This window comes from Alistipes sp. 56_sp_Nov_56_25 (assembly GCF_001915285.1).
Lineage (GTDB): Bacteria > Bacteroidota > Bacteroidia > Bacteroidales > Rikenellaceae > Alistipes > Alistipes shahii.
The window spans coordinates 156,535-169,555 of sequence record NZ_MNQF01000001.1 but is presented as its reverse complement, the minus strand read 5'-3'; the positions used below and the strand labels follow the sequence as shown (position 1 = coordinate 169,555).

The window sequence follows — 13,021 nt, the reverse complement described above, 5'->3', positions numbered from 1 at the left end:
CGGTTTGTGCTTAAACGAAGCAGAGCGCGGATGGGTGTACCGAAGTACGTCCCATTCGCGCCCTGCAGGAGCAAGTGCAAAGATGCACCGTAAAATCAATCGTTTAGAAGTACTTGCCGCGCAGGTCCTGAATCTTGGCCATCTGCTGGATAGCCGGGATGGCGAACTGCTGGGCCATGCCCTCGGCCATGGCCTGGGCGCGAACTTTCTCGCCTTCGGCGGTCTGCTTGTCGTCGGTCTTGACATCCCCGACCTCGAAGACATAGACGCCCGAAAGTCCCTTCACGGGAGCCGACAGGGCACCCTTCTCGGCCGATGCGATGGCGCCCACCAGACGAGGCTCCATGCCCACGCCGTTCACGTAGAACGAACCGAAAGTCACATCGGAGAAGTCCTCCACCTCCGAGCCGAGACTTGCAGCCTGCTCGGCGAGGGTCGAACCCGAAAGGCTCTTGACGATATAATCGTATTTTTTGTCGCGAAGAAGCTGCGAACGGATCTGGGCCGAAACCTTATTCAGCGGTGCGTACTCATTGTCGTCGATCTCGGTCAGCGTGGCAATCACGTAGTCCTTGCCCACGTTGAAGATCGCCGAAAGGTCGCCCTCCTTCGCTCCGTAGACCCAGCGGGCCACCTCGCGCGAATCCTCAAGGCCGCGGATCGTACGGTCGCCCTGGGCAATCGCAGCCACGCGGGGCGTCACGGCAGCCGTCGAAGCGGCATCTGCGAATGCGGCGGCCGAACCCTTGGCGTTGACCATGAACGAACCGGCCTGGTTGTGCACGTCGCGGCGCGTGGCGGCCGAAGCCTCCACGGGATAGGTGATCGTAGCCACCTGCACGTGTTTCGAAGGTTTGTCGGCACGGTATACCTGCATCAGCTGGATGGCGTCGCCCGAAGCGATCTTCACGATGTCGCCCTGTCTGGCATTGGCCAAAGCGGCGGCGAACTCGCCCGTGAAGGCCGAGAAAGGCAGCACTCCCACTTCACCGCCGTTGGCGGCCGTAGCGTCGTAAACCGAATAACGGGCAGCGGTCTGCGCGAAATCGCCCCCCTTCTTCAGCACCGTCAGCAGGCTGTCGGCAAGCGCCTCCTGCGCATAGGGCAGCACGATATGACGTACGCCCACCGAGTCGGGAACCATCTTCGAATCGAGCGCGCGGGACATCGTCCACTCGTTGTTCTTCAGCACGGGACCGTACATCTCGCCCGCCATCAGCGCCTTGGCCTCCTCGTCGGAGAGCTGTGCGGCGGAAACGTAGCTGTCGGCGATCTTGCCGTTGCGGTTGGCGCGGACGAAGGTCTTCACCTCCTCGGCGGCGGCGAACTCCCGGCCCACCTCCGTCACGCTCTTCTCAAGCGCCAGCAGGTCGTCGTCCGTGGGGGAGACCTCGAATACGACATACGAAATCGTACGCGACGGGGTCTGCTTGAACTGGTTCTTATGGCTGTTGTAGTAAGCCTTCACATCACCCGACGACACCTTGACGAGCGAATCGGGAACGGCCGAGAACTTCTTGCCGGCCCACTTGCCCGAGAAAGACTTGTTGGCGGCCTCGACACCGCGGGCGACCTCCAGCGAATTGACGTAAACGCCGCCCTTCACCAGTCCGAAGTACTTCTGCACCTCGCGCTCCAGACGGGCCTGCTCGTTGAGCTGCGCCCAGGCATTGGCCGCCTCGGGGTTGGTCTCGGCCTGCGCGAGGAACTGGCTGATGGCAGCCACGCTGTACTCGCCCGTGCGGGGATCGGCGAAAGCATTGTAGAAAGCCTGCGAAGGATGCTGTCCGCTGACCATCGCCAGACGCTCCGGCTCGGTGACGCGAAGTCCCATCCGGTCGAAACCGGGCGTCAGCACGTGCTTGGCGATCAGCGCCTGCCAGGCGGCATTGGCCAGCATGGCCGACTGCTGCTCGTCGCTCTCCTGCATGTTGTTCTGCGACTTGATTGTCTCGTACTGGTCGTAGTACTCCGAATAGTTGATCTTCTCGCCGTCGATCACACCGACACGCGGGTCGTTGCCCGAGAAGCCCATTTCAGTCTTCAGAGAGAGGATGAATGCCAAGAGGGCCAGTGCGATGATGATCGAAAGCACGATGCCGAACTTGGTTCGTAAAGTGTTTAAACTTGCCATATAAATTGTTAATTATTCGTATTGTTTCGAATTATCAGCCAAAGGTAGTAAAATTAATTGTAAAAAGAACAGAATAAAAGTAAAAATATACGCACGCTTCGCCCCCGTAATCCCCACCGGAGCGGGAATTTACCGGAAAGGCGGCGGAATCCGGCCCACGCTACAATTTCTTCACCCGCGCCAGTTCGATGCGCGAACGCGTCGTACGGAGAATCCGCAATTGCAGACCGCCGATGAAAACCGTCTCCCCGGCGGTGGGAATACCCTCGTAATTGAAGATGATGAAACCGGCCAGCGTGTCGTATTCCTTGCTCTCCTCGATGCCGAGGTTGTATTTTTCATTCAGGTATTTCACCTCCAGGCGGCACGAGAGAACATACTCGTCGGGGCCGACCTGCTTTTCGGTGAGGTCCGGAATGTCGTGCTCGTCCTCGATCTCGCCGAAAATCTGCTCCAGCACGTCTTCGAGCGAAATGACGCCCGCCGTGCCGCCGAATTCGTCGATCACGACGGCGATGTTCGAACGGTGCTTGATGAAATTCTCCAGCATCAGCTGCAAAGGCATGGTCTCGGGCACGAAATTGACCTCCATCATCACGTCGGCGATCTGCCGGGGCCGCGTGAAAAGGCTTTTCGAATTGACGTAGCCCACGATGTTGTCGATCGACTTGCGCCAGACGAAAATACGCGAATATTTCGAGTCGACGAAACGCGCCGTGAGCTGTTCGATCGAGGTGTCGTCGATGTCCACGGCCTCGACGTCCACACGCGGAACCATGCAGTCCCTGACGCGCAGGTCGGCGAAATCCAGCGCGTTCTGGAAGAGTTTCAGCTCGTTGTCCGGTTCCGAATGCTGCTCCGGGCTGTTCGTGTCGAGCAGCGCCGCAAGGTCCTCGCGGTCGAAACTCGGAGTGATGTTCCGCTCCTCGACGCGGCGGCCCAGAAGGTGCAGAATGCCGTGGGAAAGCAGCGTCGTGAAACGCGCCACCGGATAGAGTACGATGTAGAAAAAATAGATCACCGGCGCCAGCGCGCGGTAATAGAAATTGGGATTGTTCCTGAAAATCGACTTGGGGAGAAACTCGGCGAAGAAGATGATGATGACCGTCGAAACGGCGGTGTCCACGGCGACCGAGCCGCTCCGGGCGAGCTGCTCCCACCCCAGCGAGGCGTAAATGCTGCGCAGAAGCAGCGACATCGACAGCGAATAGACGACCAGCGCGATATTGTTGCCCACGAGGATCGTGGTGATATACTGCCCCGGATGGCGGGCGAAAACCTCGGCAATCTGGTCGAACATGCGGTTCTGCTTGCGGTCGATCTCCAGCTTGAGACGGTTCTTGCTCGTAAAGGCAATCTCCATCCCCGAGAAAAAAGCCGACAGCAACAGCATTACGACAATCAGGACGACGGTGGTGAGCATCGCTTTCAGTTTTTGAGTTTGGGTTCGACGGAAACCTGCTCCTCCCGCAGGACCGGACGCGCCTCCTCCCGGGAGCCGTCCAGCATTTTCAGCGGCCGGCGCTCAACCTCCGCCTCGGGTCTTCCGACCTGCCTTTCAGCCAGCCCGGCGGGAATCTCCCGGGCCGGAGCGGCCGCAGGCCCATCAGCGGCCCTCCCGGATTCGGGCGTCCGGACGGCGGACCGGCTGTCGGAGGGCCGGCTGTCGGAGGGTTTCGGAACCGGGCGCACGGACGTGGAATCCGTGGCCGCGGAGTCGGCGCTCTGCTTCATCTCGACCTCCATACGGCCCTTCATGCGGCGAAAACGCCAGTCCTTGAACTCCTCGTCCGATTCGAAACCTTCGCCGATGAAGACATCGCGGCCGTTGTTCTGCACGATCTTCGAATCGACGTTCGAATAGATTTTCTTGGTCCGCGCATTCCAGAACAACTGCTGGGTGTAGAGGGTTTTGCCGTCGGATTTCTCAACGACGACGTTGCCCTTGGCCTCCCACAGTTCGCGGTTCTCGTAATAGATGGCGTAGTTGGCCGTCAGCACGGCGTCCACCGTGGTCAGCGAATCGTTCTGGTAGGTAGTGATCTTCACGCCCTTGCGGAATTCGCGGTAAGGTTCGCGGGCCAGCGAATAACCTTCGAGCAGCGGCGTGACGAAATGGTACGACCGGCGGCCGTTCTGCGACATCACGACCGAAAGGTCCTCGCTGTATTCGGTCATCATCGTCTCCTCGGAAGCCGAAGCGCGGCCCGCATCCTTGTCCGCACACGAGAATAGCAAGATAGCACTCCCCGTCACGGAGAGTGCTACCCTGATCGTTCTTGTCATGCGTTTTCCCATCGAAGCCTGTCGGGAGCGTGTTTTTTAGCGGGCACGGACGGTGGTGGTGATACCGGCGGCCGTTCCGCAGGTTACCGTATAGCGCGCACCCTCCTGCAACTCGTTGAAGAAGCACTCCTCCGAGCTGGGGAAAACCGAACGGAACTTGCCGAGGGAACTCTTGGCGTGCTCCATGTACTCCGAATCGGCCGGGAGCAGTTCGACCGCCTTGGCCATCGTATCGTAAGCGGCCCAATAGGTCGCCAGACCGGCGAAACCGCCGCACGAACCTGCCGACGAAGCATAGCACTGCGCCAGGATGAAGTACGGAACGCCGTCCTCGGGGTCCAGGTCGCGGGCCTGGCGCGCAGCAGCGGCAGCGCCCGGAATGTCGTTGGACACGAGGCCCACCAGCGCGATGCGCACGAGCAGTTTCTGACGCTCGGCGGGGTCTTTCTCGACATCCAGCGCCTCGTTCAGGTAGGTCTTCGCCTTTGCATAGTCCTTCTTGTTCTGGAAAGCCTGGGCCAGGAACATGGCCGTCTCCGACGAAGGCTTCACCTGATAGTATTTCTCGGCGATCGAGAAGTAGAAATCACCGTCGCACTTGGCGCGCGACATCAGAGCCACGGCCTGCGAAAGCAGCGCCTCGTCGTCGGGAGCGGCGGCCAGCTTGCCCTTGAAGAGTCTTTCGAGATTCTCGCAGCTTGCGGCGCCGCTCAATCCGAACGCAGCGTCGAACTGGCTCTTGTACTCGGCGGCAGCGGGGTTCTTCTCGAAGAACGGCGTCAGAAGGTCGTACTCGGCGATGATCTCGTCGGGCATCACCTCGTCGGTATTTCTGTAATCGTCGCAGAGGTTCGAGAAATAGGCCACGACGGTCTCGGGATCGGTGTTGTCGCCGCCGGCCTCGATGGCTGCGCGGAACGCTTCGCGGATACCCTTGCGGTCGGCGGGTTTGTACATCAGATACTCACGGGCCTTGCGGTCGAGGATATAGGGCGTGCCGTACTTGGGATGGTCGCCGAAATACTCGTTGCGCAGGTCGTAAACGATCATCAGCGAGTCGGTGTAGGTGTTTTTCTCGGCGATGCTCTTGGCGCGCGCGATCTTGTTCTTATAAAGCGTGATGCCGCGCACGAAGGTATTCTGCGAAGCCTTCGGACATTTGTCGAGCAGCTCCTTGAGGTAATGCGCGGCAGCGTTGTAATCCTTGTTGTCGAGCGACTCCTTGAGGAAGTTGCTGTTCAGAATGTTCTGCTCCCGCTCCTGAGGAGTGTCACCCCAGACCGCGTACTTCGGATCACTGAAATCTTGCTGTGCCATCGCTGCGACTGCAAAAAGCGCACACGCAGCAGAAAGCAGGAATTTAACGTTTTTCATCGGTCAGATTAATTTTTGTGTTTCTATCTTTTATTTTTGCTTGCCTGTCACATCAATCGAACTTGGAGCGCATGAACCAATATTCGCCGTTCTCCATCTGTCCCGCGAAGAGCGTGAAGCCGATCGCAAACTTGAAATACTGCTGCCGGACCAGCCCCAGGCGGTCGGCGATATTGTAACCGCGGCGACCGTACTCGACGCCGATGTCGATGGCCGAGAAGGCGCCGCGCCTCACCGGAATGCCGATGCCCGCCGTCACGGCGTACTGCGCGAGCTTGTCCCCGTTGAACGTCTGGTTGTAGGCTCCGTAGCGGAAACCCGCACGGTAGGACCAGCGTTTGAGGAAGTGACGCGCATCGTAACGGTTCGGGGTGTATTCCACACCCATCTTGATCGTGCTCGTATTGGTGTAGGCCACCTTGTATTCCGTCTTGTTCTCCCCGCTGCCGCTGGTTCCCGTCATCTCGTAGCCCGAGTTGCGGCCGCCCCAGTTCTGGAACACATAATCCACGCCGACGGCCCACCTGCCGGTCTGGTAATAGGCCCCCACGGCCAGCTGCCGGGGCAGCACCAGCTTCAGGTGCGTCGTATCGCCCTTGACGACCGTGTTGTACAGGTCGCCGATATAGAGTTTTTTCGTCACCTCCGGGTTCAGGTCGCCGCCGAAGTCGTACGTCGCGCCGAAGGTCAGGATGCGCTTCGCGTTCAGAATCGCGTTCCACTGCACGCCGACCTGCCCCTTGATGCTCGAAATGCTGTAATTGTCCTGCCCCACCGTCGAGGTGAAGGTTCCCTCGCCCGTAATGGCGGTCGGGGTCATCACGAACGTACGGTCGATGTCGCCCCAGTAATACTGTGCGGCGATACCCACCGAAAAATTCTTGAACGGCTCCCAGCCCAGGCCGACCTTGACCTCCGTCACGTCGCCCTCGCCCTGGTAGTTGTACTGAATATTGCCGACGTTGGCGTAAATGGGGTCTTCGGGATCGTATTCGTGATAATACTTGGTCCTGTAACCCACCGAACTGTAAGGCGTGAGGCTGAAACCGAGTCCCAGCCGCTTCGCCACCGGCATCTGGAAAGCGATGTCGTGAAAGTTGAACGTGTTGTAGGCCGTCCGTTTCCCGACGCCTCCGACCGTCTGGGCGTTGTAGTAGTTCTGCCCCTCCAACCCGAAGTTGAAAAGGAAAGTCTTCTGCGGAGCCGCGCTGTAAGCCGCGGGGTTGAGCAGGTTGACCGTACTCACCGAACGCATGGCCACACCCGCACCGCCCATCGAGCGCATCTGCAGCGTACCGGGGGTATTCTGTTCGCCGATGCCGTACATCGTATAGGGCGAGAATGCGTTAATACTGCTTGTCTGGGCCGAAACGGCAAAAGGAAACATCGCTGCAGCCGCGACAACCAGCTTAATCAAGGTGTTCTTCACTTGCATTGTACTCTAAAATTCGATCCAATCCGCAAAAGACCAGATTACAATTTGCAAATATCGTGTTTTTAATTCTTTTCGCAAAGTATTTCGCGTCCCCGCCGGTAAAAATTACGCATAAATCGTCGATTTTTTTCTCCATCCGGGCCATATAGCCCTCAATTTCGAAGGTCAGCGAGTTCATCACCCCCAGGCGGATGGCCTCTTCGGTGGTGAGCCCCTGCAACTCCCCGCTTTCGGTCGGACCGCACAGCGGCAGGCAGGCCGTGTAGTCGTGGAGCGCCCGAAAACGGGTTTTCATCCCCGGCGAAATGCACCCGCCGCGGAACGTGTTGTCGGCCGTCACCAGGTCGATCGTGACGGCCGTGCCGAAATCGACGATCAGCACGTTGCGCCCCGGATAAAGCACCGTGGCGCCCACGGCGGCGGCCAGCCGGTCGCGGCCCAGCGTCTCGGGCGTATGGTAGGCGTTGGCAACCGGCACGGGGGTCTGCGAGGTGAATTCCAGCAGGTAATCCGCATAGGGTCTGACCGTTTCGATCACGTCGTCCGCTTCGCCGCGCGTCGAGGCGACGACGGCCTTCGCGGCCCTGCGGCCCTCCAGCAACTCGCCGAGCATCGACGGATGCAGCCGCTCCACGCAGCGCTGGGCGACGATCCGTCCGCCGTCAAAAACGGCCAACTTGACAAGGGTGTTGCCTATGTCTACGATCAGATTCAAAGCTGCTGCAGCGTTTTGTATGCGTCTTCCACGTCTTTGACATTCCTAACGGTCATCGCCAACCGATTATTGTGCTGTTTGAGCACAAATCGGTCGGGCCGCTGCGTAACCCGCTGCAACAGGGTCATAAAGGCCTCGCTCTTGTAGAAAGGCGAGTTCTCCTCGCCCACGAAATGCACGATCATCAGCCCGTTCTTGACCTTCACGCGCTCCATGCCCAGACGAATGGCCTCCCAGCGCAGGCGCACGACGTTCAACAGCTCCTTCGCGGCGCGCGGCAGGGGACCGAAGCGGTCCGCAAGACGGCTCTCGAAGGCCTGCAAAGCCTCCTCGTCCTTCGTCGAGTCGAGTTCGCGGTAGAGTTTCAGGCGTTCGGCCTGCTGCGAAACGTAGGCGTCGGGCAGCGCGGCCTCGACCTCGATGTCGATGTGCGCGTCGTCGATGAAACGCATCTGCTCCACGACCTCCTGCTCCCCGTCGCTCAGGCCCGGGACATGAAGCCCCTCGGCACGCAGTTCGGCCACCGCCTCGTTCATAATCTTCTGGTAGGTCTCGAAACCGATGTCGGCGATGAACCCGCTCTGCTCGGCGCCCAGCAGGTTGCCCGCGCCGCGAATGTCGAGGTCCTGCATGGCGATGTTGAACCCCGAACCCAGGTCGGAAAACTCCTCGATGGCCCGCAGACGCCGCCGCGCGTCGGACGACAGCAGCTCGTCGGGCGGCGAAAGCAGGTAGCAGTAGCCCTTCTGGTTCGAACGCCCCACGCGGCCGCGCAGCTGGTGCAGGTCGCTCAAACCGAAGTTCTGGGCGTTGTCGACGATGATCGTATTGGCGTTGGGAATGTCGATGCCGTTCTCGACGATGGTCGTCGACACCAGCACGTCGAATTCCCCGTAGATGAAGTCCATGATGAGTTTCTCCAGCTGCTCGGCCGGCATCTTGCCGTGCCCGACGGCCACGCGGGCCTTCGGGCAGAGGCGCGTGATCAGCCCTTGGAGGGCCGGCAGGTCCTCGACGCGGTTGTGGACGAAATAGACCTGGCCGCCGCGGGCGAGTTCCGCCTCGACGGCGTCGCGGATGATCTCCTCCGAGAATACGTGCGACTCGGTGAGAATCGGCTGGCGGTTGGGCGGCGGGGTCGAAATGACGGACAAGTCCCGCGAACCCATCAGCGAGAATTGCAGCGTGCGCGGAATCGGCGTGGCGGTGAGCGTCAGCGTATCGACCGAAACGCTCATCTCGGTGAGCTTTTCCTTGGCGGCGACGCCGAATTTCTGCTCCTCGTCGATGATCAGCAACCCCAGGTCGCGGAACACGATCTGCTTGCCCAGCATCTTGTGCGTGCCGATCAGGATGTCGATCTTCCCCGAGGCGAGATCCTCACGGATCTGGCTGACCTCCTTCGTGGATTTGGTGCGGTTGATGTACTCCACCCTCACCGGGAAATCGCGCAGACGCTCGGTGAACGAGCGGTAGTGCTGCAAGGCGAGGATCGTCGTCGGAACCAGCACGGCGACCTGCTTGCCGTCGACGGCGGCCTTGAACGCCGCGCGGATCGCCACCTCGGTCTTTCCGAAGCCCACGTCGCCGCACACCAGCCGGTCCATTGGCTGGTCCGACTCCATGTCCTTCTTGATGGCCGCCGTGGCCGACTGCTGGTCGGGGGTGTCCTCCCAGCGGAACGACGCCTCCAGCTCGTGCTGCAAATAGCTGTCGTGCGAGAAGGCGTAGCCCTTCGAGGCCTTGCGTTTGGCGTAGAGGGCGATCAGTTCGCGCGAAATGTCCTTGACGGCCTTCTTGGTGGCGTTCTTCAGCTTCTGCCAGGCGCCGTTGCCCAGTTTGTAGACCTTCGGCGGCTCGCCGTCGCCCGACTTGTAGCGCGAAATGCGGTGGAGCGAGTGCACGTTGACGAACAGCACGTCGCCGTCCTTGTAGACCAGCTTGATCGCCTCCTGCATGCGTCCGTCGCCCGCGGCGATCTTCACCAGCCCGTCGAAACGGCCCACGCCGTGGTCGATATGCACCACGTAGTCGCCCGGGCGCAGCTGGTTCAGCTCGGCGACGGTCATCTGCTCGTCGCGCCGGATCTCGCCGTTGATGCGGTAACGCTGGTAGCGGTCGAAAATCTGATGGTCGGTGTAGAGGCACAGTTTCAGGTCGTTGTCCACGAACCCCTCGTGCAGGGTCGTCGACAGCGACCGCACGACGGCCTGTCCGCGGCCGATCTGGTGGAAAATATTTTCGAGACGCTCGACCTGCGCCTTGTTCTCCGAAAGTATATAGGTATCGTAACCCCGCAGCGCACCCCGGATCATGTCGTCGGCCAGCATCTCGAAATTTTTATTGAATTTCGGCTGGGGCGACGTCGCGAACTTCACCGTTGCGGCCGCGGGCCGCTCGGGAAGATTGTCGCGCAGCAGGAAAATCCGGCTTCCGGAAAGGTCGGCCACGAGCGAGTTGCGGCTCGTCAGCAGCGAGTCGATCTCATCGGGATGCTCCATGTCCGAGAGCGTCCTGCGGCGGATGTCGTTGACCCTCCGCAACACGAAATCGGCGTCGTAGAACCACCAGGAAGCCTCCGCGCCCGCAAACCGCGCGAAGGAGACCTTCGCCGCGGCGGGCGTCCCGGCGTTCAGGTCGGGGATGATCTCCACGCGCTCCAGCCTGTCCGACGACAGCTGGCTCGAAATGTTGAACCGCCGGATCGAGTCGACCTCGTCGCCGAAGAAATCCAGTCGGTAGGGTTTGCTCTCCGAATAGGAGAAGACGTCGACGATACCGCCGCGCACCGAGTACTGGCCAGGCTCGTAGACGAAATCCACGCGCGTAAACGAAGCATCGACAAGCGCCTGCTCCAGCACCTCGATCGAAATCCGGTCGCCGACCCTCACGGTGATCGTCTCCCGTTGCAGGGCTTCGGCGTCGGCGACCCGCTCGGCCAGCGCCTCGGGGCAGGTGCAGACCACCAGGTAGCCCTTCCCCGAGAAATTCCGCACGGCGTGCATCGTCGCCGTGCGCTGCACCACGCCCTGCGCATCCTCGGCGCCATAGGCCGCCGAACGCTTCCACGACGAGGGAAAGAAGTAAACCTGCCGTTCGTCCAGCAGGTTGTAGAAGTCGTTCAGAAGGTAGGCTGCGGCGTCACGATCCTCGGCGACAAAGACATGCACGCCCCCGGATTCGGCCACGGCCGCCGCGGCATAAAACGAAAGAGCGCCGCCGACCAGCTCTTCGAGGTGGACGGTAGCACTTCTGTTTTTATATTCGCGGCACAGTCTGCCGAGGGCTTTCGACCCGGCGGCGAACTGCGCCAGCTGCTCGCGGGCGGTTGCCATGCCTTATTTGGTTATAAGGTCGTTATCCTTTTTGTCATGGTAGTGGATCTCGACGATCCCGATGCTCTGGTCCTCGGCGATCTCAAGGCGCACCTTGTACTTCCACTCCCAGCGGCGGCGCAGCGACCAAAGGCCCTTTCGGAGGAACGCCGCCACGTAAGGACTGACGACCAGCTTGATGAATTTGTGTCCGCGGTCCTGCGTGAGGAACGAAATCTGATTCTCGATCTTCTTGTCCAGCAGCACCGTAGGTTCGATCTTGCCCGAACCGTTGCACGTCGGGCAGACGTCCGAAACGCTCTCGACGGCCACGGGACGCACCCGCTGACGAGTGATCTGCATCAGGCCGAATTTCGTGAGCGGCAGCACCGTGTGCTTGGCCTTGTCGGTGGCCATCAGCTTCACCATCTCGTCGAACAGCGCCTGCTTGTTCTGCGCCTTGTGCAGGTCGATGAAGTCGATGATGACGATACCGCCCAAATCACGCAGCCGCAGCTGGCGGGCGATCTCCTTCGCCGCGGCGAGGTTCACGTCCATGGCGGTCTGCTCCTGGTTGTCCTCGGCCTTGGTGCGGTTGCCCGAATTGACGTCGATGACGTTCATGGCCTCCGTGCGCTCGATGATGAGGTAGGCGCCGCGTTTGAGCGACACGTACTTGGCGAAGAGCGACTTGATCTGCTTCGAGATGTCGAAGTTGTCGAAAATGGGCACGTTGCCCTTGTAGAGTTTGACGATCTTCTCCTTCTCGGGTTCGATCTGGCGGATGTAGCCGCGGATTTCGTTGTACATCGCCTCGTCGTCGACGGCGATCTGCGAGAAGGAGCCGTTCAGCGAGTCGCGGATGATCGTGTTGGCGCGGTTCATCTCGCTCATCAGCTGCGCCGGGGCCGACGCCGCGTTCTTCTTGATCGCCGCGCAGGTCTTGCGCCAGCGGTCGATCTGGGTCTGGATGTCGTGCTCGATGTCCTCGTCCTTGGCCTCCATGGCCGCCGTGCGGATGATGACGCCGAAATTCTTCGGCAGCACAGCCGCGGCAATGCGCTTGAGACGCTTCTTCTCGTCCGCCGAGCGGATTTTCTGCGAAAGGAAAACCTTCGAGGTGAAGGGAACCAGCACCACGTTGCGGCCGGCCAGCGAAATGTCGGCCGTCAGGCGCGGACCTTTGGTCGAAATGGCCTCCTTGGCCACCTGAACCATGATCTGCTGCCCCACCTGGAGGTATTCGCCGATCTTCCCGGTCTTCTCGACGGGCGGTTCGAGTTTCATGCTCTCGACGCGGAACCCGCGTTTTCCGGGCTGCTGCGAGGCGACGAGCTTCTGCAACGAGGGGAACTGCGGCCCCAGGTCGAGGTAGTGGATAAAGGCGTCCTTTTCGTGTCCGATGTTGACGAATGCCGCGTTCAGTCCCGGCATGATCTTGCGCACCTTCCCGAGGTAGATGTCCCCCACGGCGAAGCCCGTCTGGCACTGCTCCTTGTTCAGTTCGACGAGCACCTTGTCCTCGCACATGGCGATTGATATCTCGGTCGGGGTTACGTTTACGATTAATTCTCTGTTCATCTATCGTGTGTCGCGCTCCGGGAAACCGGGCGCGGTATGGCTGAAATTAGTACTGAAGCCGCGTTTTGCTGTGAAGTGGCGGCGAACTCCAAAGGGAAAAATGGATGCCGGAAACGTCCGGCGGAACGCGGGGCCCGGCGTCCGGAAAACCCGCGAAAAAGGCGGAAAAACCGCCCGAAAAA

Annotated in this window: 8 protein-coding genes; all 8 read right to left on the bottom strand. The window is 60.3% G+C overall.

Going from position 1 to position 13,021, the window contains the following annotated elements; genetic code table 11:
• Positions 1-103 precede the first annotated feature (103 nt).
• Positions 104-2,134, bottom strand: a complete 2,031-nt coding sequence (locus BHV64_RS00565; protein WP_288115461.1) for a peptidylprolyl isomerase — start codon at positions 2,132-2,134, stop codon at positions 104-106.
• Between the two features lie 160 nt (positions 2,135-2,294).
• Entirely contained in the window at positions 2,295-3,557 is a 1,263-nt protein-coding gene (locus tag BHV64_RS00560) for a hemolysin family protein (protein WP_149885743.1), read from the bottom strand.
• 5 nt (positions 3,558-3,562) lie between these two features.
• Positions 3,563-4,420 (bottom strand): LPS export ABC transporter periplasmic protein LptC, encoded by an 858-nt coding sequence (lptC, locus tag BHV64_RS00555; RefSeq protein WP_276744051.1) that lies wholly within the window; start codon positions 4,418-4,420, stop codon positions 3,563-3,565.
• A gap of 36 nt (positions 4,421-4,456) precedes the next feature.
• Positions 4,457-5,794 carry a tetratricopeptide repeat protein gene (locus BHV64_RS00550; RefSeq protein ID WP_172633824.1) on the bottom strand — a complete coding sequence of 446 codons (1,338 nt, stop codon included), beginning with the start codon at positions 5,792-5,794 and terminating at the stop codon, positions 4,457-4,459.
• 52 nt (positions 5,795-5,846) lie between these two features.
• Positions 5,847-7,229, bottom strand: coding sequence for an OmpP1/FadL family transporter (locus tag BHV64_RS00545; RefSeq protein ID WP_229094850.1), 1,383 nt, complete (start codon positions 7,227-7,229; stop codon positions 5,847-5,849).
• Positions 7,204-7,944, bottom strand: coding sequence for a type III pantothenate kinase (locus BHV64_RS00540; RefSeq protein ID WP_138265936.1), 741 nt, complete (start codon positions 7,942-7,944; stop codon positions 7,204-7,206). The genes BHV64_RS00545 and BHV64_RS00540 overlap by 26 nt, the downstream gene beginning before the upstream one ends.
• Positions 7,941-11,279: a transcription-repair coupling factor gene (gene mfd / locus BHV64_RS00535; RefSeq protein WP_217727275.1), complete on the bottom strand. Its 3,339-nt coding sequence runs from the start codon at positions 11,277-11,279 to the stop codon at positions 7,941-7,943. Before mfd ends, BHV64_RS00540 begins: the two co-directional genes overlap by 4 nt.
• Positions 11,280-11,282: 3 nt before the next feature.
• Complete coding sequence (locus BHV64_RS00530; RefSeq protein WP_044054590.1) at positions 11,283-12,839, bottom strand: Rne/Rng family ribonuclease; 1,557 nt, start codon at positions 12,837-12,839, stop codon at positions 11,283-11,285.
• Positions 12,840-13,021: the final 182 nt, after the last annotated feature.

Bases quoted from the DNA above. Each gene is read 5' to 3' on its own strand.
- BHV64_RS00530 (WP_044054590.1), bottom strand. From the start codon at position 12,839: ATGAACAGAGAATTAATCGTAAACGTAACCCCGACCGAGATATCAATC.
- BHV64_RS00565 (WP_288115461.1), bottom strand. From the start codon at position 2,134: ATGGCAAGTTTAAACACTTTACGAACCAAGTTCGGCATCGTGCTTTCG.
- lptC (WP_276744051.1), bottom strand. From the start codon at position 4,420: ATGACAAGAACGATCAGGGTAGCACTCTCCGTGACGGGGAGTGCTATC.
- BHV64_RS00560 (WP_149885743.1), bottom strand. From the start codon at position 3,557: ATGCTCACCACCGTCGTCCTGATTGTCGTAATGCTGTTGCTGTCGGCT.
- BHV64_RS00550 (WP_172633824.1), bottom strand. From the start codon at position 5,794: ATGAAAAACGTTAAATTCCTGCTTTCTGCTGCGTGTGCGCTTTTTGCA.
- BHV64_RS00545 (WP_229094850.1), bottom strand. From the start codon at position 7,229: ATGCAAGTGAAGAACACCTTGATTAAGCTGGTTGTCGCGGCTGCAGCG.
- mfd (WP_217727275.1), bottom strand. From the start codon at position 11,279: ATGGCAACCGCCCGCGAGCAGCTGGCGCAGTTCGCCGCCGGGTCGAAA.